This window comes from Paramicrobacterium agarici, assembly GCF_002563955.1.
GTDB classification, from domain to species: domain Bacteria; phylum Actinomycetota; class Actinomycetes; order Actinomycetales; family Microbacteriaceae; genus Paramicrobacterium; species Paramicrobacterium agarici.
The window spans coordinates 2,609,126-2,629,872 of the sequence record NZ_PDJE01000001.1; the positions used below are offsets into that span (position 1 = coordinate 2,609,126).

Annotated in this window: 23 protein-coding genes and 1 tRNA gene; 11 read left to right on the plus strand and 13 right to left on the minus strand. The window is 65.9% G+C overall.

The window, feature by feature from the left end:
• Positions 1-60 precede the first annotated feature (60 nt).
• From ATJ78_RS12795 to ATJ78_RS12810, 4 genes are read left to right on the plus strand one after another with little or no spacing between them, the layout of a single operon-like run.
• Complete coding sequence (locus ATJ78_RS12795; RefSeq protein WP_098408595.1) at positions 61-1,392, plus strand: NAD(P)-binding domain-containing protein; 1,332 nt, start codon at positions 61-63, stop codon at positions 1,390-1,392.
• Between the two features lie 48 nt (positions 1,393-1,440).
• The gene (gene cmtR, locus ATJ78_RS12800) at positions 1,441-1,800 is read left to right on the plus strand and encodes a Cd(II)/Pb(II)-sensing metalloregulatory transcriptional regulator CmtR (protein WP_098408596.1); all 360 of its coding nucleotides are present in this window, start codon (positions 1,441-1,443) and stop codon (positions 1,798-1,800) included.
• The gene (locus tag ATJ78_RS12805; RefSeq protein WP_211288466.1) at positions 1,797-3,713 is read left to right on the plus strand and encodes a heavy metal translocating P-type ATPase; all 1,917 of its coding nucleotides are present in this window, start codon (positions 1,797-1,799) and stop codon (positions 3,711-3,713) included. The genes cmtR and ATJ78_RS12805 overlap by 4 nt, the downstream gene beginning before the upstream one ends.
• Positions 3,710-4,018 (plus strand): hypothetical protein, encoded by a 309-nt coding sequence (locus ATJ78_RS12810; protein WP_098408598.1) that lies wholly within the window; start codon positions 3,710-3,712, stop codon positions 4,016-4,018. Before ATJ78_RS12805 ends, ATJ78_RS12810 begins: the two co-directional genes overlap by 4 nt.
• 135 nt (positions 4,019-4,153) lie before the next feature.
• On the opposite strand, the gene ATJ78_RS12815 is transcribed toward ATJ78_RS12810, so the two are convergent.
• The 6 genes from ATJ78_RS12815 to ATJ78_RS12840 form a co-directional block, all read right to left on the minus strand.
• Positions 4,154-4,558 carry an arsenate reductase ArsC gene (locus tag ATJ78_RS12815; protein WP_098408599.1) on the minus strand — a complete coding sequence of 135 codons (405 nt, stop codon included), beginning with the start codon at positions 4,556-4,558 and terminating at the stop codon, positions 4,154-4,156.
• A 15-nt stretch (positions 4,559-4,573) separates the two neighbouring features.
• Entirely contained in the window at positions 4,574-5,578 is a 1,005-nt protein-coding gene (locus ATJ78_RS12820; RefSeq protein ID WP_098408600.1) for a metalloregulator ArsR/SmtB family transcription factor, read from the minus strand.
• On the minus strand, positions 5,575-6,663 hold the full coding sequence (gene arsB, locus ATJ78_RS12825) for an ACR3 family arsenite efflux transporter (RefSeq protein ID WP_098408601.1): 1,089 nt from the start codon (positions 6,661-6,663) through the stop codon (positions 5,575-5,577). The genes ATJ78_RS12820 and arsB overlap by 4 nt, the downstream gene beginning before the upstream one ends.
• Positions 6,660-6,986, minus strand: a complete 327-nt coding sequence (gene trxA / locus ATJ78_RS12830) for a thioredoxin (protein ID WP_098408602.1) — start codon at positions 6,984-6,986, stop codon at positions 6,660-6,662. The genes arsB and trxA overlap by 4 nt, the downstream gene beginning before the upstream one ends.
• Positions 6,983-7,957 carry a thioredoxin-disulfide reductase gene (gene trxB, locus ATJ78_RS12835; protein ID WP_098408603.1) on the minus strand — a complete coding sequence of 325 codons (975 nt, stop codon included), beginning with the start codon at positions 7,955-7,957 and terminating at the stop codon, positions 6,983-6,985. Before trxB ends, trxA begins: the two co-directional genes overlap by 4 nt.
• 150 nt (positions 7,958-8,107) lie before the next feature.
• The gene (locus ATJ78_RS12840; RefSeq protein ID WP_098408604.1) at positions 8,108-8,581 is read right to left on the minus strand and encodes a Flp pilus assembly complex ATPase component TadA; all 474 of its coding nucleotides are present in this window, start codon (positions 8,579-8,581) and stop codon (positions 8,108-8,110) included.
• A 132-nt stretch (positions 8,582-8,713) separates the two neighbouring features.
• Between ATJ78_RS12840 and ATJ78_RS12845 the strand changes: the two genes are divergently transcribed.
• A tRNA-Leu gene (locus ATJ78_RS12845) sits at positions 8,714-8,795 on the plus strand.
• A gap of 45 nt (positions 8,796-8,840) precedes the next feature.
• A complete protein-coding gene (locus tag ATJ78_RS12850; RefSeq protein WP_098408605.1) occupies positions 8,841-9,575 on the plus strand; it encodes a DedA family protein in 735 nt (244 codons plus the stop codon).
• Positions 9,576-9,586: 11 nt separating this feature from the next.
• Here ATJ78_RS12850 and ATJ78_RS12855 read toward each other — a convergent pair whose 3' ends face one another.
• The 4 genes from ATJ78_RS12855 to murI all read right to left on the minus strand — a co-directional run bounded on the left by ATJ78_RS12855 (position 9,587) and on the right by murI (position 12,757).
• Positions 9,587-10,495 (minus strand): cation diffusion facilitator family transporter, encoded by a 909-nt coding sequence (locus tag ATJ78_RS12855; RefSeq protein WP_098408606.1) that lies wholly within the window; start codon positions 10,493-10,495, stop codon positions 9,587-9,589.
• Positions 10,496-10,593: 98 nt separating this feature from the next.
• Positions 10,594-11,181, minus strand: coding sequence for an RdgB/HAM1 family non-canonical purine NTP pyrophosphatase (rdgB, locus tag ATJ78_RS12860; protein WP_098408607.1), 588 nt, complete (start codon positions 11,179-11,181; stop codon positions 10,594-10,596).
• The gene (gene rph, locus ATJ78_RS12865; protein WP_098408608.1) at positions 11,178-11,909 is read right to left on the minus strand and encodes a ribonuclease PH; all 732 of its coding nucleotides are present in this window, start codon (positions 11,907-11,909) and stop codon (positions 11,178-11,180) included. Before rph ends, rdgB begins: the two co-directional genes overlap by 4 nt.
• Entirely contained in the window at positions 11,906-12,757 is an 852-nt protein-coding gene (gene murI / locus ATJ78_RS12870) for a glutamate racemase (protein ID WP_098408609.1), read from the minus strand. Before murI ends, rph begins: the two co-directional genes overlap by 4 nt.
• Positions 12,758-12,794: 37 nt before the next feature.
• Between murI and ATJ78_RS12875 the strand changes: the two genes are divergently transcribed.
• The gene (locus ATJ78_RS12875) at positions 12,795-14,111 is read left to right on the plus strand and encodes a nicotinate phosphoribosyltransferase (RefSeq protein WP_098408610.1); all 1,317 of its coding nucleotides are present in this window, start codon (positions 12,795-12,797) and stop codon (positions 14,109-14,111) included.
• A 12-nt stretch (positions 14,112-14,123) separates the two neighbouring features.
• Here the strand turns inward: ATJ78_RS12875 and ATJ78_RS12880 are convergent, their stop codons facing one another.
• The 3 genes from ATJ78_RS12880 to ATJ78_RS12890 are packed head-to-tail and all read right to left on the minus strand — an operon-like array spanning position 14,124 to position 17,175.
• Positions 14,124-14,405 carry a DUF3039 domain-containing protein gene (locus ATJ78_RS12880; RefSeq protein WP_098408611.1) on the minus strand — a complete coding sequence of 94 codons (282 nt, stop codon included), beginning with the start codon at positions 14,403-14,405 and terminating at the stop codon, positions 14,124-14,126.
• 32 nt (positions 14,406-14,437) lie between these two features.
• A complete protein-coding gene (locus ATJ78_RS12885) occupies positions 14,438-16,012 on the minus strand; it encodes a hypothetical protein (protein ID WP_098408612.1) in 1,575 nt (524 codons plus the stop codon).
• The gene (locus ATJ78_RS12890) at positions 15,988-17,175 is read right to left on the minus strand and encodes an ABC transporter ATP-binding protein (protein ID WP_245836320.1); all 1,188 of its coding nucleotides are present in this window, start codon (positions 17,173-17,175) and stop codon (positions 15,988-15,990) included. Before ATJ78_RS12890 ends, ATJ78_RS12885 begins: the two co-directional genes overlap by 25 nt.
• Before the next feature lie 145 nt (positions 17,176-17,320).
• On the opposite strand from ATJ78_RS12890, the gene ATJ78_RS12895 reads away from it, so the two are divergent.
• From ATJ78_RS12895 to ATJ78_RS12910, 4 genes are all read left to right on the plus strand, one after another.
• Positions 17,321-17,872 carry a hypothetical protein gene (locus tag ATJ78_RS12895; RefSeq protein WP_098408613.1) on the plus strand — a complete coding sequence of 184 codons (552 nt, stop codon included), beginning with the start codon at positions 17,321-17,323 and terminating at the stop codon, positions 17,870-17,872.
• A gap of 545 nt (positions 17,873-18,417) precedes the next feature.
• Positions 18,418-19,113: a phosphocholine cytidylyltransferase family protein gene (locus ATJ78_RS12900; protein ID WP_098408614.1), complete on the plus strand. Its 696-nt coding sequence runs from the start codon at positions 18,418-18,420 to the stop codon at positions 19,111-19,113.
• Positions 19,114-19,182: 69 nt separating this feature from the next.
• The gene (locus ATJ78_RS12905) at positions 19,183-19,986 is read left to right on the plus strand and encodes an ABC transporter permease (protein ID WP_434061498.1); all 804 of its coding nucleotides are present in this window, start codon (positions 19,183-19,185) and stop codon (positions 19,984-19,986) included.
• Positions 19,986-20,723, plus strand: a complete 738-nt coding sequence (locus ATJ78_RS12910; RefSeq protein ID WP_098408615.1) for an ABC transporter ATP-binding protein — start codon at positions 19,986-19,988, stop codon at positions 20,721-20,723. The genes ATJ78_RS12905 and ATJ78_RS12910 overlap by 1 nt, the downstream gene beginning before the upstream one ends.
• Positions 20,724-20,747 lie beyond the last annotated feature (24 nt).

Consider the following 20,747-nt stretch of genomic DNA (forward strand, 5'->3'; position numbering starts at 1 on the left):
TTGACATCTGTCGATATGAGCGTCAGGATCGTCTTGTCTCACATCGAAGAACGTCAATGCATGGAGGTCGCAGTGAACCCTGTCGTCGTCATCGGTGCTGGTCCGCAGGGACTGGCCGCCGCAGCCCATCTGATCGAGCGGGGGCTCGAACCGCTCGTCCTGGAGTCCGGCGACGCCGCCGCTTCGGCTGTGGCCGAATGGGGCCACGTGCGCTTGTTCTCGCCGTGGACGGAGCTCACCGACCCCGCGTCGCGACGTCTGCTGGAGCCGACTGGATGGTCGGCCCCGACGCAGGGCTACCCGACCGGCGCGCAGTGGATCGAGCGGTACCTCGCGCCCCTCAGCAATGTGCTCGGCGACCGCGTGCGCTACGGGACGCGGGTCGTCGGCGTCGGCCGGGAGGGCCGCGACCTCTCCGTCGACGCCGGCCGCGCCGAGCAGCCCTTCGTCGTCCACGTCGAGCGCGCGGACGGCACCGAGGAGCGGATCGAAGCGCGTGCGGTGATCGACGCTTCGGGCACCTGGCGCACTCCGAGCCCTGCCGGAGCTGACGGGCTGCCCGCGCTCGGGGAACGCGCTGCAGTCGATGCGGAGCTCCTGGAGCATCGCATGCCCGCGATCGAGGACGCGACCGCGCTGGCTGGCCAGCACATCGTGGTGGTCGGCAACGGCCACTCCGCCGCGACGACGATCGGTACGCTCTCTCGCGTGGCCAAGCGCGAGCCGGGGACGCGGATCACCTGGGTGCTCCGGCGCGGCGCGGTCGGCAACACCTTCGGCGGCGGCAGCGCCGACGAGCTGCCCGAGCGCGGCGCGCTGGGACAGCGGGCGAAGAAGGCCGTCGAGGACGGGCTCGTCGATCTCGTCACTGGATTCCGCACGGAGCAGGTCGTCATCGATGGCGGTCAGGCGGTGCTCATCGCGGAGGACGGCCGCCGGCTCGACCCTGCCGCTCGGGTGTTCGTCGCGACCGGCTTCCGCCCAGACTTGTCCTTCCTCTCGGAGATCCGTCTCGACCTCGACATGCGCCTGCAGGCCCCGTCGAAGATCGCTGCGGAGGTTGATCCGAACGTGCACTCGTGCGGCTCCGTGCGGGCCACGGGCGCTGCTGATCTCGCCCAGCCCGAGTCGGGCTTCTACATCGTCGGTGCGAAGTCCTACGGGCGTGCGCCGACGTTCCTCGCTCTGACCGGGTTCGAGCAGGTGCGCAGCGTCGTCGCCGCGATCGCCGGGGACCACGAGGCCGCCGAGCGCGTGGAGCTCGCTCTGCCGGACACCGGCGTGTGCGGAGGCTCCGGCCTCTTCGACGCGCCGGACGAGTCTGCCAGCACGGGATCGTGTTGCGCGCCGGCCCCGCAGCTCATCCAGCTCGGCGTGGGTTCGGCCTCGTAGGTTCACTACCCATTCGGTTCATGTCAGTGCTGGCTGTATAGTCAGTGTGTGCTGACTATTGCTTCGCGTCTTGACGTCATGAACCGGCTCGGCCGGGCGATGGCGGACCCGACGCGTTCCCGGATCCTGATGACCCTGCTCGCCGGCCCGAGCTATCCCGCCGTGCTCTCGCGCGAGCTGAAACTGACCCGCTCGAACGTCTCGAACCACCTGACCTGCTTGCGCGACTGCGGGATCGTGGTCGCTGAGCCCGAGGGGAGGCAGACGCGCTACGAGATCGCGGACCCGCACCTGGCGGCGGCGCTGACCGCGTTGGTGGACGTGACTCTCGCGGTAGACGAGCACGCGCCCTGCATAGACGCGGCGTGCACGGTGCCGGGCTGCTGCGGGATGGGAGCGAGCGAGTGAGCGCGGCGTGCGGCTGCGAGCACGACGAGCTCGAGACCACCATCAGCGAAGAGGCTGAGGAGGCGGAACACCCCTGGTGGCGGGACCGCGGGATCATGGTCCCGGTCTTCTCCGGCATCGCCTTCCTCACTGGCCTGGTCCTGGAGTGGTCTGGGATGGAGATCCCGGCCTTGGTGTTGTTCTGGATCGGCCTGCTGCTGGGTGCATCGACGTTCACCCCGGGCGCGATTCGGAAGCTGTTCAAGGGCAAGCTCGGCATCGGGCTGCTGATGACGATCAGCGCGGTCGGTGCGGTGATCCTCGGCTATGTCGAGGAGGCCGCAGCGCTGGCGTTCCTGTACTCGATCGCCGAGGCACTGGAAGACAAAGCCATGGACCGCGCCCGCGGCGGGCTCCGGGCGCTGCTCAAGCTCGTCCCGGAGACCGCGACCGTCCGCCGCGACGGTACCTCGGTTGAGGTCCCGGCGAAGGATCTCCAAGTGGGGCAGCTGATGCTGGTGCGGCCGGGCGAGCGGATCGCGACCGACGGCATCGTCCGCACGGGGCGCTCCAGCCTGGACACCTCCGCGATCACCGGGGAGTCGATCCCGGTCGAGGTCGAGCCCGGCGACACGGTCTCAGCCGGTGCGATCAACACCGCTGGGGCGCTGGAGGTCGAGACGACCGCGGCCGGCACCGACAACTCGCTGACCACGATCGTCGACCTGGTGGAGAAGGCTCAGGCCGAGAAGGGCGACCGCGCCCGTCTCGCCGACCGCATCGCCCGCCCCCTCGTCCCGGGCGTGCTGATCCTCGCCGCCCTGGTCGCGATCATCGGGTCGCTGTTCGGCGACCCGGAGCCGTGGATCGCCCGCGCTCTCGTGGTGCTGGTGGCGGCGTCGCCGTGCGCGTTGGCGATCTCGGTCCCGCTGACTGTGGTGGCCGCGATCGGCTCGGCGAGCAAGTTCGGCGTGATCATCAAGTCGGGTGCCGCGTTCGAGCGGTTCGGCGTGATCCGTCACGTCGCCGTCGACAAGACCGGCACCCTCACCCGCAACGAGCCCGCCGTCGCCGCCGTCCTCACCGTAGACGGTGTGAGCGAGGCGGAGGCGCTGGCGTGGGCGGCCGCGTTGGAGCAGCACAGCACCCACCCGCTCGCGGCCGCGATCACCGCCGCTGTGCCGGATGCCCCTGCGGCGGAGGGCGTGACCGAGCAGGCCGGTCACGGCATCGAGGGCGAGCTCGACGGCGCGCGGATCACGGTCGGCAGTCCCCGCTGGCTGCACGCCGGGACGCTCGGCGACCGGGTCGCGGGGCTGGAGGAGCAAGGCATGACGGTCGTGATCGTCCACCGCGACGGCGTCCCGGTCGCCGCGATCGGCGTCCGCGACGAGCTGCGACCGGAGGTCCCCGAGGTCGTGCGCACCCTCGCGACCCAGGGCATCGGGGTGACCATGCTCACCGGCGACAACGCCCGCACCGCCCGCGCCCTCGCTGCGCAAGCAGGGATCGATGACGTCCGCGCCGAGCTGCGCCCCGAAGACAAGGCCGCCGCGATCGCAGAGTTCGGTGCGAAGGGGCCGGTCGCGATGATCGGCGACGGCATCAACGACGCCCCTGCGCTGGCCGCCGCGGACATCGGTATCGCGATGGGCGCGACGGGCTCCGACGCCGCGATCGAGTCGGCCGACGTGGCCTTCACCGGTCACGACCTGCGGCTTCTCCCGCGCGCGTTCGACCACGCCCGTCGGGGGCGGCACATCATCAACCAGAACATCATCCTGTCGCTGCTGATCATCACCGCGCTGCTCCCGCTGGCCCTGTTCGGCGTCCTGGGCCTCGCCGCCGTGGTCCTGGTGCACGAGATCGCCGAGGTCGTCGTCATCCTCAACGGACTGCGCGCCGCCCGGACTCGGAAGGAGCCGACCGCATGAAGGTCGAACTGCTGCACATCGTCGACTGCCCGAACACGGCAATCGCCGAAGCCAACGCACGCGCGGCGCTGGATGCTCTCGGGCTCGGGGCCGTTCCTGTCGAGCTGGTGACGATCCGAACCGAGGCCGAGGCGGCGAGCACCCAGTTCGGAGGCTCGCCCACGATCCTCCTCGACGACGTCGACCTGTTCCCGACGGCCCCGGTTCGCTCGCTGGCGTGCCGGGTCTACGCGACGGAAAGCGGGTACGCCGGAGCGCCCACGCAGGAGCAGATCGAAGCAGCGATGCGAGGCGCATCCCGGTAGAGCGAGAACGACCGGTGACGCGATCACTGGGTCACACCTCACGGCACAACGGTGTTCGCCGTAAAGTTCGCGGACCCGGAAACACACCGGAGGGGTAGGGCCATTGGCCTCTGCCCCTCCGCTGCTCACAGCTCCTCAGACGAGCAGTTCGGCGAGGAGGGTCTCGACGCGGGCCTTGATGTCGTCGCGAATCGGGCGCACCGCATCGATGCCCTGCCCCGCCGGGTCGTCGAGCTTCCAGTCCTCGTACCGCTTGCCCGGGAAGAACGGGCAAGCGTCGCCGCAACCCATCGTGATCACCACGTCGGAGGCCTGCACGGCCTCGGTGGTGAGCACCTTGGGCTGTTCGGCGGTGATGTCGATGCCCTCCTCGCGCATCGCCTCGACGGCGACCGGGTTGATCTGGTCGGCGGGCATGGACCCGGCGGAGCGGACCTCGACGCGGTCGCCCGCCAACTCGCGGAGATAGCCGGCGGCCATCTGGGAACGGCCGGCGTTGTGGACGCAGACGAAGAGGACGGAAGGCTTCTGGTCGGTCATGGTCGTTCGCTTCTTTCAGTCGGTGAGGGTGGCGAGGAGGCCGCGGACGCGGCCCTCGATGTCCTGGCGGATCGCTTCGACGCCCTCGGGCGAGGCCAGCGCAGGATCGCCCACGGCCCAGTCCTCATAGCGGACGCCGGGGATGATCGGGCAGACGTCGCCGCAGCCCATCGTGACCACCACGTCTGCGGCGCGCACCGCGTCGTCGGTGAGCGGCTTCGGGAACGCCGTCTCGGCCTCCTGCGCGCCCTCGATCTCGGTGAGCAGCGAGCGCACGTGCGGGTGCACGTCCGACGCCGGGGCGGATCCTGCGGAGCGTGCGACCACGCGGCCGCCGGCGAGCTGGTCGACGATCGCGGCGGCGAGCTGGGAGCGGCCCGCGTTCTGCACGCACACGAACAGCACCTGCGGCACCCCGGCCGTCCGGTCCCGGGTCAGGTCTGCGAGGCGCTGCCGGGCGAACCTTTCGGTCAGCGGGATCATGTGCGCTGTCAGCTTCGCGGACCGCACCAGGCCGGCGTAGGACTCGCGCACAATCGCGATCACGAGGTCCCGGTTCAGCCCGGTCAGCTCGTCCGCGAGCTCCTCCGCGAGCCTGGTGACTCGGGCGTCCATCTGCTGCAGGGCCGCGGCCCGTGCCGCGGCGTCTTCGGGGTCGTCGGTGACGGCCGCGGCGGGAGCGAACGCGTCGAGGAGGGCTGCGACGGCGCGCTGTTTGCCCGGGGCGATGCGGTAGTAGACCCAGGTGCCGCGGCGCTCGGACAGCAGCATCCCGGTCTCCTTCAACACCTTCAGGTGGTGCGAAACGGTCGGCTGTGACACCTCGGCGAGGTCGGCGAGGTCGCACACGCAGGACTCGCCGCGCGGGTCGGTCGCGATCGCGGAGAGCATCCGCAGCCGCAGCGGGTCAGCGAGTGCTTTCAGTGCCCCGGCCACGGTCGTGGCGGCCTCGGTGCCGATTGCGTGCGCCGTGGACGGTGCGCACGTGTCGGCGTCAGAGATGACGGTCGTGTCGGTCATGACGTCCTCGATTCGGTGGCGTAGGGGTCGGTGTGGAACCAGGTCTTCGCGGCCCAGAGTGAGACGTAGACCAGGCCCACGAGCACGGGCACTTCGATGAGCGGGCCCACGACCCCGGCCAAGGCCTGGCCGGATGCCGCGCCGAAGGTGCCGATCGCGACCGCGATGGCGAGCTCGAAGTTATTGCCCGCGGCGGTGAACGCGAGCGTCGTGGAGCGCGCGTAGCCCAGGCGGAGTGCCTTGCCCAGCAGGATGCCGGCGAACCACATCAGCGCGAAGTAGACCAGCAGCGGCAGCGCGATCCTGGCGACGTCCATCGGGTGGGAGGTGACCTGTTCGCCCTGCAGGGCGAACAGCAGCACGATCGTGAACAGCAGCCCGTAGAGCGCCCACGGCCCGATCCTCGGGAGGAACTTCTCCTCGTACCAGTCGCGCCCCTTGCGCTTCTCGCCGACGAAGCGGGACGCGAATCCGGCCGCCAACGGGATGCCGAGGAAGACGAGGACGTTGAGTGCGATCTGCCAGACGGAGACCTCCAGGCCCTGCGCGTCCAGTCCGAGCCATCCGGGCAGCACGGTCAGGTAGAACCAGCCCAGCACCGAGAACATCACGACCTGGAAGACCGAGTTGATCGCGACCAGCACCGCGGTCGCCTCGCGGTCGCCGCACGCGAGGTCGTTCCAGATCACCACCATCGCGATGCAGCGGGCGAGCCCGACGATGATCAGCCCGGTCCGGTACTCGGGCAGGTCCGGCAGGAAGATCCACGCGAGCGCGAACATGACCGCGGGCCCCACGAGCCAGTTCAGCACGAGCGAGGAGACGAGGAGCTTCTTGTCGCCCGTGACGGCGGCGACCTTGTCGTAGCGGACCTTCGCGAGCACCGGGTACATCATCACCAGCAGGCCCAGCCCGATCGGGATCGAGATCCCGCCGACCTCCATCGCGGACAGCGCGTCCGAGAGCGCGGGCACGAAACGGCCGAGCAGGAGGCCTGCGACCATCGCGAGGCCGATCCACAGCGGCAGCCACTTGTCGAGGGTGGACAGCCGTTTCGGGGCGGTGCGGGTCAGGGAGTCGGTCATGCGAGCAGCTCTTCGATCTTCGCGACGTAGACGGGCTTCGGATGCGCGCCGATCAGCACGTCCACGCGCTCCCCGTCCCGGTAGAACCCGAGGGTGGGGATCGAGGTCACGCCGGCCGCGGTCACGGTCTCGGGGTTCTGGTCGGCGTCGACCTTCACGATCTTCACCCGGCCCGCGTAGTCGCTGGCGAGCTGGTCCAGGATCGGGGCGATCGCCTTGCACGGGCCGCACCAGGTCGCCCAGATGTCGACCACGACGGGTAGCTCGGACTCGATCACCTCAGCCCGGAAAGTAGCGTCGGTGACGGGAGTGACGATGCTCATGCGGAGACCTCCAAAGCAAGCTCAGGAACGGTGGTGGGTTCGAGGTTCGACAGGTAGTGCTGGGCGTCCTGCGCGGCCGCGCAGCCGGTGCCCGCGGCGGTGATCGCCTGCCGGTACGTGTGATCGACGAGATCCCCGGCCGCGAACACCCCGGGCAGGTTCGTCCGCGTCGACGGGTGCGCGACCCGCACATACCCGTCCGCGTCGGTGTCGACCTGCCCGGTCACGAGCTCGGAACGCGGGTCGTGCCCGATCGCGACGAACACCCCCGTCGCGTCGAGCGTGCGCTCGGCCCCGGTGACGGTGTCGCGCAGCGTGAGCCCGGTGACCTGCTCATCGCCGAGGATCGCAGCGACCTCACTGTTCCAGGCGACCTCGATCTTCGGGTCCTCCAGCACGCGCTGCGCCATGATCCTCGACGCGCGGAACTCGTCCCGGCGGTGCACGACGGTCACCTTCGACGCGAACCGGGTGAGAAACAGGGCCTCCTCCATCGCGGAGTCCCCGCCGCCGACCACGACGATCTCCTGCTCGCGGAAGAAGAACCCGTCGCACGTCGCGCACCAGGACACTCCGTGCCCCGACAGCCGCTCTTCTTCGGAGAGGCCGAGCTTGCGGTACGCGGAACCCATCGTGAGGACCACCGCCCGCGCCCGGTACGTCGCCCCGGCACCGGTCTCGATGGTCTTCACGTCGCCGTCGAGCTCGAGGCGGATCGCGTCGTCGTAGACGATCCGAGCGCCGAATCGCTCGGCCTGCGCCCGCATCGACTCCATCAGCTCCGGTCCCTGCACGCCATCGACGAAGCCCGGGAAGTTCTCCACCTCTGTCGTCGTCATCAACGCACCGCCCGCGGTCACCGAGCCCGCGATCACGACCGGCGCGAGACCCGCACGCGCCGCGTAGACCGCCGCCGTGTATCCGGCGGGACCGGACCCGACGATGACCAGTTCGACTTCTTGATTCGACATGCTTCTATATTGACATCTATCGAATCAATCCGCGAGTTCGCGATGGCTTTGTCACCGGATGTTCACCTACCGTGCTCAGGCATGGCCGCCAACACCCTTCGCGCGTGAACCTCCGCATCATCGACGAAAAAGGCGCGAAAAGTGCACTCTTCAACAATCGGACCTACCAGTATCGGGGATCACGACGTGAAGTCGAGAGCCGTCTGCAAGCGACGCATCGACGAACGGTGAGCTCACATCGACGCGTCTCCCCGTCGCCTGCAGCATCCGTTCAACCAAGTCTCGAACGAGCGTCTCGGTGAGCACGACGTCGGTGAGCTCTGGATCGCCGCCGCGGGCGATGAACACGCGCGAGGGGCTGTTGATCCAGATCTCCTCGATTTCGGGATCGTCGAGAAACGCCTGCAGCGGCCCGAGGCCCGTGAGCGATGCGATGATCTGGCGGGCTGCCGCTCGTTCGTCTGCGATCAGCTGCCCCGCTCCCGCGAGCGCTCGCTCTGAATAGCGCTGCAGCTCTTCGGACACGTATCGCTCGGTGAGCTCGGCATGATGCGAGAGGTCTGTACCATCGCGCCTCACCCGCTCACGGACGGCTTCCGCGATGATGTCCACTGCGGTCGTCATGGGGACATCCTGCCGAAATCGCGTGTTCGTCGTGAAAGTTATCCACATTTCGCCAAGCCATCGCGCTCCACGGCATCGGTGAGGCAATCTCACAGTCTGTGCTCATCAGAAAATCAATAAACTAGAAGTTCCGCGGGAGTGGTGAAATTGGCAGACACGCAGGATTTAGGTTCCTGTGCTTTCGAGCGTGTGGGTTCAAGTCCCACCTTCCGCACTCGGGCAACACCACATCCATTCGTCATTGTTGGGAGACCGCCTGATGTTGAACGCCAGTCTGATCCCCTGGCTCGACCCCGAGGTGATCATCACGGCCGCCGGGCCGTGGGCGGTTCTCGTCGTCTGTCTCATCGTCTTCGCTGAGACGGGTCTTCTCGTCGGATTCCTGCTTCCCGGCGACACCCTGCTGATCATGGCGGGCCTGCTGTCGTTCAGTCCTGGGCTCGGGTTTGACGTGTGGTGGGTCGCTCTCTTCATCGGAGCGGCCGCGTTTATCGGCGGGGAGGTCGGCTACCTGATCGGACATCGCGGGGGTCCGCGAGTGTTCGAGCGAAAAGAGTCCGGCCTCTTCAGCGTCGAGAACGTCAGACGAACCAACGCGTTCTTCGAGAGGTTCGGACCTATTGCGGTCGTCGTCGCACGGTTCGTGCCGGTGATTCGAACGTTCGCACCGGTTGCTGCGGGTGTAGCGCACATGAACTACCGCAGGTACAGTCTCTACAACTTCGTCGGCGCCATGCTCTGGGGAGTCGGCCTCGTCTTCGCCGGCTACTTTCTAGGGTATGTTCCCCCGATCGCTAACTTCGTGCGCGACTACATCGACCTGATTCTCGTTGCTGCCGTGGCGCTGACCGTCATCCCGACGGTCTGGCATTACCTTGCCGCGCGTCGCAAAGCGCGTGAATCTGTCGCGGACGGCGAAACAGCGCGTACGGATGCTGAGGGTGCGGCCGAGCTTCGACTGGACTCGTCGGTCTTCGGCAAGCGTCGCCGATGAGACAGCCGCCCTCAGGAATGGGCGATGTTCTCTGTGTCCGAGTGCCGGGCGGGTTCAAGCTGAAATGTCGAGTGGTCGACGTCGAAGTGGTCTGCGAGACATGACGTGAGATGGTCGAGCAGCTCTCCGACTCGGCCTTCCTCGAAGACCTCGCGTCGCACGATCACGTGGGCGGTGAATACGGATTGACCCGAGGTGATTGACCACACGTGAACGTCGTGCACGCCCACGACACCCGTCGCATCGCGCACGTGCTCGCGGATCAGCTCGACGTCCGTTCCCGCTGGTGTCGATTCGTTGAGCACGCGCCATACGTCGCGCAGCAGCACCGCGGCACGAGGGAGGATCCCGGCGGCGATGAGGAGCGATGCGATCGCGTCGGCCTTCATGAAGCCCGTCGTCATGATGACGATCGCCGACATTGCCACGAGAACGGAGCCGAGCAAGTCGCCGAAGACCTCGAGGTAAGCGCCCTTCATATTGATGGAGTGCCGCGCGCCCTGTCGCAGCAGTCCGAGAGAGACAGCGTTGACGACGAGCCCGATGAGCGCGACGATGAGCACCGGAAGGCCGCTGACATGCGCGGGCGCGCTGTCAACGAGACGCTGGATTCCCTCGATGGCGACCGAGACGGCGACGCTCGTGAGAATGAGCCCGTTCGCGAGCGCCGCCAGCACTTCGGTGCGCTGGAAACCCCAGGTATGGCGGTCCGTCGCTGGGCGCAGCGCGATCCTCATAGCGACGAGAGCGATCACGAGTCCGGTGAGGTCGGAGAACATGTGTCCAGCGTCAGCGAGCAGCGCGAGCGACCCCGTCATGATCCCGCCGACGACCTCGACGATCAGCGTCACCGATACGAGCGCGATCACGCCGATCAAGCGCTTTCGGTTCGCCGTTCCGTGAGAATGATCGTGTGCCATGACTCCACGTTAGGCACGCGCGGACGATCTTCTCCAGCATCGTGCCCAGATAGGAATGATGGCCGTTCTCATTACCGTTCTCGACGGCCTAGCGCACGTCAGAGCGCCTGAAGAAGCGGCACTGCCGCCTGAAAGGCGCGCGCTCGATGAGAGATCTCATTCTTGTGCTCTGGCGCGAGTTCAGCCGAGCTGACCGAGAGGCCCTCCGGAATGAAAATCGAATCGTAACCGAAGCCGTTCTCGCCGCTCTCGGCGTGAGCGACACGGCCAGGCCACTCTCCACGCGCAACGTTCTCGGTGCCCGATACCGGGTCGACGATTGCGATCGCGCAATGGAAACGCGCTGCGCGATTCGGGTCGTCGATATCGGCAAGCTGGGCGAGCAGCAGTCTGCGGTTCGCGGCGTCCTCGCGGGTTCCCGACCAGCGCGCCGAGAAGATGCCCGGTGCGCCGCCCATGATGTCCACGCTGATCCCGCTGTCATCGGCGAGCGCGACTCGTCCCGTGTGGGCGGCAGCCGCTCGCGCCTTGATCAACGCGTTCTCGTCAAAGCTTGCACCGTCTTCGACCGGCTCCGGCCCGTCGAAGGCTTCGATGATGATGCCGGTGACGTCACGCGCGAGAATCCGCTGAAACTCGGCGACCTTGTGAGCGTTGTGGCTTGCCAGCACGACGTGAAGCGTCATGCGTCACCAAGTGCTTCGGTCTGCAGGCCGCCGAGCTCGCGGGCGCCGTTCGTCGCGAGATCGAGCAGGGCGTCGAGCTCGGCTCTGTCGAACGGAGCACCCTCGGCCGTGCCCTGCACCTCGACGAACAGTCCTCGCCCCGTGACGACGACGTTCATGTCGGTTTCGGCGCGCACGTCTTCGACGTATGCGAGGTCGAGCATCGGCTCCCCGTCGATGATGCCGACGGAGACCGCAGAGACGCTGTCGATGAGCGGCACCGAATTCTTTCCGATGTGCCCCTTGCCTCGAGCCCACTCCATCGCGTCGACGAGAGCGACATAGGCGCCGGTGATCGCAGCCGTTCGCGTGCCCCCGTCAGCCTGCAGCACGTCGCAGTCGATCACGATCGTGTTTTCGCCGAGAGCCTTCATGTCGACGACGGCGCGAAGGCTCCGGCCGATGAGCCGAGAGATCTCGTGCGTGCGTCCGCCGATCTTTCCCTTGACCGATTCACGCCCCGAGCGCTCATTCGTCGCGCGCGGCAGCATCGCGTACTCCGCGGTGACCCACCCTTTCCCCTTGCCCGTGAGCCAGCGCGGCACGCCAGGTGTGAACGACGCCGTGCAGAGCACCTTGGTCTTGCCGAACGAGATGAGGGCCGACCCCTCCGCCTGCTCGCTCCATCCGCGTTCGATCGTCACGGGCCTCAGCTGGTCGGGGGTGCGTCCGTCTTTGCGCGTTGTCACGAATTATCTCCTTCTCTGAGTGCAGCGTGTAGTGAGGCAAGGTCGATGGCCCCGGTCTGCACGAGGTTCACCGACGAGATCTCGTGCCCGATCAGCCGGTGCGCGAGCTCGAGAAACTCATCGGCGCTCTGCCCTGTCGCCTCGTAGTGGTGAGTGGGTGGGGCGGATGCTGTTCGGGCGATGCCGCGGTCGATCAACGTGCGGTACACGTCGTTCGCGGTCTCCGTATCGCTCGAGACGAGTGTTACCTCCGGCCCCATGACGTATGAGATCACGCCCTTGAGGAACGGGTAGTGCGTGCATCCGAGCACGAGTGTGTCGACGTTCGCGTCGCGCAGCGAGCTCAAATACGACGTCGCGACCTCAAGGACTTCGTCGCCTGTGGTGACCCCGGCTTCGACGAACTCGACGAACCGGGGGCATGCCTGCGCGACGATCTCGAGATCCGGAGCAGCGGCGAACGCATCGTGATATGCGCGAGAGTTGATCGTTCCCTCTGTGCCGATCACCCCGACTCGGCGATTGCGCGTCGTTGTCACCGCCGTGCGAACGGCGGGCTGGATCACTTCGATCACCGGCACCGAGTATCGTTCGCGCGCGTCCCTGAGCATCGCCGACGACGCCGTGTTGCACGCGATGACGATCATCTTCACGCCCTGGGCGACAAGATCATCGAGCACCTCGAGAGCGTAGCGACGCACATCGGCGATCGGCTTGGGCCCGTAGGGCGAGTGAGCTGTATCGCCGACGTACAGCACCGATTCGTTGGGAAGCTGGTCTTGGATGGCACGCGCGACGGTGAGTCCGCCGACGCCCGAGTCGAAAATCCCTATCGGCGCATCAGTCACGCATCAAGCCTAGCCGTCTCCCCGGTAGGCTTGCCGCGTGAACACGTCGACGGCACTCCGCACCGACCGCTACGAGCTCACAATGCTCGAAGCGGCGATCACTCACGGCACGGCCGACACCCCCTGCATGTTCGAGGCCTTCGGGCGCCGGCTCCCGGGAGCCAGACGCTACGGCGTCGTCGCAGGCATCGGGCGGCTCCTCGAGCGAATCCGCGATTTTCGATTTGGCGACGCCGAGCTCGCCTGGCTCTCCGGCAACGAGGTCGTGAACTCCGCCACTCTCGACTGGCTGGCTGACTATCGTTTCAGCGGCGACATCTGGGGCTACGCCGAAGGAGAAGCGTACTTTCCTGAATCCCCAATCTTGATCGTCGAGTCCTCTTTCGGCGAGGGCGTGCTTCTCGAGACGCTGATTCTCAGCATCCTGAATTATGACTCCGCTGTCGCTGCTGCTGCCACGCGCATGGTCACTGCGGCCGCCGACCGCCCGCTCGCCGAAATGGGCTCGCGCCGCACACACGAGGACTCCGCCGTCGCCGCCGCGCGCGCCGCATACATCGCAGGCTTCAGCGCGACGAGCAACCTCGAAGCGGGCCGCACCTGGGGCATCCCGACCATGGGTACCGCCGCTCATTCCTTCACACTGCTGCATGAGAGCGAGGAGGAGGCGTTCCGCGCGCAGATCGCGGCCTCTGGACCCGAGACGACGCTGCTCGTCGACACGTACGACATCGCCCGCGGCGTCGAGACCGCTATTCGCGTAGCCGGCACCGAGCTCGGCGCGATCCGGCTCGACTCCGGCGACCTTCCGACACTTGTCGTCGACGTGCGGCGTCAACTCGATAAGCTCGGCGCCCACGACACCAAGATCACCGTCACGAGCGACCTCGACGAGTACGCCATCGCGACGCTGCGACCTGCTCCTGTCGATTCGTATGGCGTGGGAACGTCGCTTGTTACGGGCTCGGGCTCCCCCGCGGCCGGACTCGTCTACAAACTCGTTGCTCGTCAGCGCGGCAACGGAGAATGGGTCTCCGTTGCCAAGGCCTCGACGGGAAAGGCCTCCATCGGCGGACGCAAGTATGCAACCCGGGTCCGCGACGAGAACGGAGTCGCACGTCAGGAGAAGGTGTACATCGGTCTCGGTCCAGAAGACGCTGACGCTCTCCCCTCCACGGAGCGCCCGCTTCTGCAGCCGCTCATGACGGCGGGAGACATCGATGACCGTCACGTCGGGGTGGCCGGCACTCGACGCGCGCGAGAACATCACGCGATGGTGCGCTCCGAGCTTCCGGCGGGCGCCTTCCGTCTCGGTCGCGGGGACCCCGCGCTGCCGACGACGTTCGACGAGTAACGTCGTCAGTGTCTACGCGTCACGCATCCGCTCGTAGACCTTTTTGCACTCGGGGCAGACCGGAAACTTCTCCGGGTCGCGGCCGGGCGTCCATTTCTTGCCGCAAAGCGCTCGCACAGGTTTTCCCGAGATCGCAGACTCGAGAATCTTGTCTTTCTTGACGTAGTGCGAGAAGCGCTCGTGGTCGCCCGGGTCGATCGACTCCTTCTCGATCAGCTCCTCAAGCTCACGATCGAGAACAGACGTCGATCCGCCGGTCGAGAGCGGGTCGTCTGTGCGCACCTGAACGTTCATAGTCACAAGTGTAATCCGATCACGCTGCGTCGTCAGTGTGAGGTGGCGAACTCGATGATCTCGGGACCGCGCTTGTCGAAGGCGCGGCCGCCGACCCAGATGCCCACAACGAACACGAGGATGCCGGTGCCCACTCCGACGAGAAGGGGGAGCATTGTTGCGTCGGTGTCGCCGCTCAGCGTCTGCCACGCGAAGAACAGCGCAGGGAGGGTCAGGATCACCGGGACCAGCAGCCCGAATGTCTGGCTGAGGCCTCCGCGCGAACCGCTGTACTGCGGCTGCTGAAAGGGGCTGTCGCCTGGAGCGGCGGCCGGATAGGGAAATCGCGTCGAGAGGTAGCTGGCGACACCGAGTGCGGTGAGGAGCAGGCATGTCGAAACGCCGAACAGGCTCGGCAAGATGGACCAGTCTCCGTAGAACGCTGTCGAGATCATCGAGCCGATAACGACGATGGGAACGCCGATGAGAAGTGTCGGCGCCGTGCGCCCCAGCCGGTCTGCGTAGCCGCGAACGCCTGACGCGACGTGCAGCCAGACTGCGCTTGCGTCGAAGGCGAGGTCGTTGTGAAGCGACCAGCCGAGAAAGAGGCACATGAAGGGCAGCGGCACAAGTGCGAGCGGCTGCGCCGGGACTCCGGCGATGAGCAGCGGCGGAATCAGCAGAAACGGCAAGATCGGAATGATCAGGATCGAGACGATGTAGCGTGCATCCCGTCCCCAATAGCTGAGACTTCGAGCAGCGATCGAGCTCGAGGCGCGCGCGGGGAGCACATCGAACCACCCGAGGCTGCCGAACCCGCCCTCCGGGATCTCGCGCGTCACCGTGTGCAGAGCCCGGTGCACGAGCCCCCACCATGCGACGTACAGAACGGCGGTTGTGCCCGCGGCGATGGCCAGCTTTCCGATGGCCGCACCCATATTTCCGAGGGCGACCTCTCCCGGCACCGCCCACACCGCACCGAACGGCGTCCAGCTCACCGCGTCGGCGGCGCGCCCGAAGTCGCTCAGACCGGCTCCTGCGCCCCAGTCGATGCCGAGAACGAAGATGATCGCGGGGGCGACGAGCACGAGCGCGAGCAGAAGAAAGACGACACGGAGCTCGCGGGATTTGCGCGTCACGAAGGCTCCGCTCGCAACCTGCTCGGCGATTCTCGCGGCCAGCGCGCACGTCGCGATGGCGAGAAGTGCGCTGACGACAGCGAACACGGTTTCGAGTGCGCCCCGTGACCACGTGGCGACCGTCGCAAAGCTGAGCACGACCAGCACGAGGCTCGGGATGCTGAGAAGGCTCGCCAGCAGCGTCGTCGGAGCAAGGACAGAACTGCGGATGCTGAAGGTGGCCAGTGTCCTTGGATCGAGCGGATCCGTCACGCCGAGCATGGAGGGTATGAGCAGAAACCCGAGGACGACGAAGGAGCCCGTGACAACGAGCAGGTCGCGCGCGTTCGACGCGCTCGCGTCAGCCAGCCCGATCAGCCCGTTGACGAGGGCCCACGTTCCGAGACCGACGACAACGATGAGCAGAATGGCGCCGGTGACGCGGCCCGGACGCCTCGCAACAGCACCGAGCGAGAGCTGCAGCCTCAGTCGGAGAAGCTGTGCAACCATTCAAGGTCCTCCGTCGCCTTGCGCCCGCCTACGAGCTCGATGAACCGTTCCTCCAGGGTGCCTCCATCGCGCACGTCGTCCACGGCTCCGCTTGCCAGCAGCTCTCCCCCGACGATGATCGCGACGTTGTCGCAGACGCGCTCGATGAATTCCATGCCGTGACTCGAGAGAATCACGGTGCCGCCGTTCTCCACGTATTTCTGCAGAATCTCGGTGATGCTTGCAGCCGAGACTGGATCAACAGATTCGAAGGGCTCGTCGAGCACGAGCACGCGCGGCGAGTGGATGAGCGCGCATGCGAGCGCGATCTTCTTCGACATGCCGGCCGAGTAATCCGACACCAGGCGTCCCACCGCATCGTCGAGCCCGAATGCGCGCGTCAGGCTCTTCACGCGTGCGCGAACGGTCACATTGTCGAGTCCGCGAAGAACGCCAGAGTAGTAGAGCAGCTGGGCACCGGTGAGCCGGTCGAACAGGCGCATTCGATCGGGCAGCGTGCCCATCATGCGCTTCGCTGCCGCAGGGTCGCTCCAGACGTCTACTCCCCCAACGGACACGGTCCCTGCATCTGGCCGCAGGAGACCCGTGATCATCGAGAGTGTTGTCGTCTTTCCCGCACCGTTCGGCCCGACGATCCCGTAGAAGGACCCCGACGGAATGTCGAGATCAATGGATGTGACAGCGACCGTGTCTCCGAACTCCTTGCGCAGCCCGGACATCGAGACGGCTCCTCGCGGTGTGGCGTCTGCGGCGGCGGTGAGCAGCTGATCGGCGGCGTCCTTGGCCGCTGCGGCCTTCTCGGCTTTCGCTTCCGCGCGTTTCTTCGCCCGCTCAGCAGCCTTCTCCCGCTCATCCGACATGCGTTCGCGCGTGCGCTTCCACGCGCTTCGCACCCAGGTGGTCGCGCCAGAGACGACGTCCGTACCCACAGGGCGTGCCTGCGGTGCATCGCCGCGATCAGAATGCACGTCGTCCTCCGACTGAGTGACGCTCGGCGTCGAATCGTCGTCGGGATCGCTGATCTCCTGCGTCGCCGTGACCTGTTCGGCCGCCGAGACGTCTGCGGCGTCGCGAGCAGCAGAGCTGACGCGTTCGGACACAGAGATGGTGGGCGCGGGCGACGAGGTGTCGGCGCCTGAGCTCGTCGCCTGTGTCTTCTTCATCGCGCCAGCGGGTGCCACCGGCGTCTCGTCCGCTGATTCTGGCCGCGCATCGTCGGCTCCGGAAGGTTCCTTCGCCTTCGGCGTTGCCGCTGTACCAGGCTTTCGAGCTGCGCTCTGAGCAGCCGATGCTTTCGACGCTCTCGGCGTGGCCGACGCGTCCGATGCCGTACCCGCAGGCTCGGCGGACGAGAGCGACGGGACGTCTGTGGATGCGGCAGGTTTCTTTGCTGCCGTTGTCTTCGGGTCTGACTTTTTCGGCCCCGTTGTCTTCGAGCCCGTCGTCTTCGAATCTGCTGTCGTGCTGCGAGACGTCTTCGGCTTCGACGTCGTTGATCTCGGCGACGCGGCGGATGCCTGCTTCTTGCTCGCCGACGTCGGCTTATCGCCAGCGGCCGTCGTCGACGAGCCAGCCGCTGTCGCCGGCTTCTTGGCGGCAGCGCCTGCGGGCTTCTTGGTGGCGGATGCCGCCGGCTTCTTCGTTGACGCTGCGGTACTCGACGTCCCCGACGTCGACGTGGTCTTCGCAGACGTCGACTTCTTGGATGTCGACTTCTGCGTCGTCGATTTTGTGGCACCCGACTTTGTCGCCGTCGATTTCTTCGCGGTCGTGGTTCGTGCAGAACTGGAGGCCGGCTTCTTGGCCGAGGCCGACGGCTTCTTCGCCGCGGGCGACTTCTGGGGTTCTGAAGACTTCTGAGACGCAGACGACGAGCCCGCCGGCGCGCTCTTCACCGGAGCCTCGGCGACGGATGAGCGACTTGTTGCGGGCTTCTTCTTCGCCGCCGACTCACGCTGAGATGATGATGCTGCCTTCGGGCGCGAACCCGACGTGGGCCGAGCATCGCCAGCAGGTCGGGCATCTCCCGCAGCATCTGCCTGACTCTGCGACGCGACGTCCGAGTCAGCCCCGGACCGATCCCCTTTGCTCTCTGCGGAATCGGTCGGCGGCGTCTCATCGGGCAGTGGCGAAGGCGCAGAAGTCACCCATGAAATCTATCAAGCGCGCCTGACAAGCGCCTCATCCGCAAGAACTATTTCGCTCAATTACTGCCTGAGAGAACACCGAGCGTGTGGTTACGAAACCGCAACAAGCTCCCAGACATGGTTATTCGCGCAGCGTCGTCCGCTAACGTGAAATTGGCATAACGGGGTGTCACAGCATTTACCGACGAGCAAACATCGCGTAACACCAGGGGAAACACCCGCCGATGTTTGGCTCGAATCGCAACGTGAGGAGCCACCATGACGACACAGGTCGTAATTCTAGCTGCGGGGATGGGCAGCCGGCTCGGGCGCTCGCTCCCCAAGCCTCTGACTGAGCTGAACGATGGTCGCACGATCATGCAGCAGCAGTTCGACAACATCCACCAGGCGTTCGGAAAGAACGTCAAGGTGTCGATCGTCGTCGGATACAAGCTCGAGCACATCATCGAGGCGTTCCCCGACGCGAATTTTGTCTACAACGAGCAGTACGACCAGACGAACACGTCGAAGAGCCTGCTCCGCGCGCTCAAGGCGTCGTCTGCCGGTGGCGTTCTGTGGATGAACGGCGACGTCGTCTTCGATCCGTCCGTGCTGGAGCGCGCCGCCGCGCTTGTGGCACGCGATCAGTCGTTCGTCACAGTCAACACCTCAAAGGTCTCTGACGAAGAGGTCAAGTACACGACGAGCGCGGAAGGATACATCAAGCAGCTCTCGAAGACTGTCAAGAACGGCGCGCTCGGCGAAGCCGTCGGGATCAACTACATCTCGCGCGCCGACAAGGTGAAGTTCATCCGCCAGCTTCAGCGCGTCGACGATCAGGACTATTTCGAGCGCGGCCTCGAGCTCGCCATTGCACACGACAGTGTTCTCGTCGAGCCGATGGACATCTCGGATCTGTACGCCGTCGAGGTCGACTTCGCCGAAGACCTTGAGCAGGCGAACCTGTTCGTGTAGCACCGAACGATCAGATGCCGGCACGTGCCATGCACGTGCCGGCATCTTTTTGGCATTATGTTGGAGGCTGTGACATCAGCAGCGATTCCGAGCTCGCCCCGGACACGGGCAGCCCGCTATCGAAGCGCGCTCTGGTTGCTGACGAAACGCGATCTTCGCGTGCGCTACTCTACGAGCGCGCTGGGATACGTCTGGTCGATCATCGACCCGTTGGTGATGGCGGGCATCTACTGGTTCGTCTTCACCGTGGTCTTCAATCGCGGCGACAGCATCGGCGAGCAGCCGTACATCGTCTTCCTCCTCGCGGGCCTGCTGCCATGGATGTGGTTCACCGGCACAGTGTCAGACTCCACGCGCGCCTTTCTGAAGGACGCGAAGCTCGTGCGGTCCACATCTATTCCACGCAGCATCTGGGTGAACCGGCTCGTGCTTTCCAAGGGCATTGAGTTCGTCGCTTCGCTTCCCGTGCTCGCGATCTTCGCGGTTGTCTACGGCGCACCGGTCAACTGGCTTATCGTGCTCTTCCCCCTGGGGATCGTGCTTCAGGCGACGCTCATCATGGCACTCGGACTGATCATCGCACCGGCCGTCGTGTTCTTCAGAGACCTCGAGCGTGCGACGAAGCTGATTCTCCGCTTCCTGTTCTATGCGTCACCGATCATTTACGGCTTCACCGATCTTCCCGACGCGATCCAACCGATCGCGGCATTCAACCCGCTCGCGGGCATCATGTCGATCTACCGCTCGGCATTCTTTCCTGATCAGCTGAACTGGTTCGCCATCGGCATGTCTGCCCTCGTCTCCCTCGCACTTCTCGTGATCGGCATCATCGTGTTCAGCCGATCTGAGCGCAGCGTTCTGAAGGAGCTGTGATGACAGCATCCGTGATCTCGGTCGTCGACCTCGGTGTTCGCTTTCGCCGCAACAGGCGCGGGCGCCGCAATTTCAAGGACCTCTTCGCGGGCAAGAACCGCCGTTCACGACCTGGTGAATTCTGGGCGCTGCGAAATGTCTCGTTCACCGTGGAACGAGGTGAAGCAATTGGCGTCGTCGGCCGCAACGGGCAGGGCAAATCAACGCTGCTCAAGCTCGTCGCGGGCGTGCTGCTCCCCGACGAGGGCTCGGTGACGGTCTCCGACGGCGTGGCACCCCTCATCGAGATCACCGGCGGTTTCGTCAACGATCTGACCGTACGCGACAACGTCTATCTCACGGCTGGACTGCACGGCATGAGCCGCCGAGAGATCGAAGCGAGGTTCGACGAGATCATCGACTTCGCCGAGATCCAGGATTTCGTGGACACGCCGTACAAGCACCTGTCGAGCGGGATGAAGGTTCGCGTGGCGTTCGCCGTCATCGCTCAGCTCGACGAGCCCATCATGCTCGTCGACGAGGTACTCGCGGTCGGCGACAAGGCTTTTCGCGAGAAGTGCTATCGGCGTATCGACGAGATGCTTGCGGGCGGCCGTACGCTCTTCTTCGTGTCGCACAATGAACGCGATCTTCGACGTTTCTGCACGCGTGGCCTGTACCTGGATCGTGGATCGCTTGTTCTCGATTCGTCGATCGACGACGTTCTCGATCGGTACAACGCCGAGTACAACAGCTGACTCGCAGGTCTCGCCCAGTCGAAC

Bases quoted from the DNA above. Each gene is read 5' to 3' on its own strand.
- ATJ78_RS12795 (WP_098408595.1), top strand. From the start codon at position 61: ATGGAGGTCGCAGTGAACCCTGTCGTCGTCATCGGTGCTGGTCCGCAG.
- ATJ78_RS12810 (WP_098408598.1), top strand. From the start codon at position 3,710: ATGAAGGTCGAACTGCTGCACATCGTCGACTGCCCGAACACGGCAATC.
- ATJ78_RS12815 (WP_098408599.1), bottom strand. From the start codon at position 4,558: ATGACCGACCAGAAGCCTTCCGTCCTCTTCGTCTGCGTCCACAACGCC.
- ATJ78_RS12820 (WP_098408600.1), bottom strand. From the start codon at position 5,578: ATGACCGACACGACCGTCATCTCTGACGCCGACACGTGCGCACCGTCC.
- arsB (WP_098408601.1), bottom strand. From the start codon at position 6,663: ATGACCGACTCCCTGACCCGCACCGCCCCGAAACGGCTGTCCACCCTC.
- trxA (WP_098408602.1), bottom strand. From the start codon at position 6,986: ATGAGCATCGTCACTCCCGTCACCGACGCTACTTTCCGGGCTGAGGTG.
- trxB (WP_098408603.1), bottom strand. From the start codon at position 7,957: ATGTCGAATCAAGAAGTCGAACTGGTCATCGTCGGGTCCGGTCCCGCC.
- ATJ78_RS12840 (WP_098408604.1), bottom strand. From the start codon at position 8,581: ATGACGACCGCAGTGGACATCATCGCGGAAGCCGTCCGTGAGCGGGTG.
- ATJ78_RS12850 (WP_098408605.1), top strand. From the start codon at position 8,841: ATGTTGAACGCCAGTCTGATCCCCTGGCTCGACCCCGAGGTGATCATC.
- ATJ78_RS12855 (WP_098408606.1), bottom strand. From the start codon at position 10,495: ATGGCACACGATCATTCTCACGGAACGGCGAACCGAAAGCGCTTGATC.
- rdgB (WP_098408607.1), bottom strand. From the start codon at position 11,181: ATGACGCTTCACGTCGTGCTGGCAAGCCACAACGCTCACAAGGTCGCC.
- ATJ78_RS12880 (WP_098408611.1), bottom strand. From the start codon at position 14,405: ATGAACGTTCAGGTGCGCACAGACGACCCGCTCTCGACCGGCGGATCG.
- ATJ78_RS12885 (WP_098408612.1), bottom strand. From the start codon at position 16,012: ATGGTTGCACAGCTTCTCCGACTGAGGCTGCAGCTCTCGCTCGGTGCT.
- ATJ78_RS12890 (WP_245836320.1), bottom strand. From the start codon at position 17,175: ATGAAGAAGACACAGGCGACGAGCTCAGGCGCCGACACCTCGTCGCCC.
- ATJ78_RS12900 (WP_098408614.1), top strand. From the start codon at position 18,418: ATGACGACACAGGTCGTAATTCTAGCTGCGGGGATGGGCAGCCGGCTC.
- ATJ78_RS12910 (WP_098408615.1), top strand. From the start codon at position 19,986: ATGACAGCATCCGTGATCTCGGTCGTCGACCTCGGTGTTCGCTTTCGC.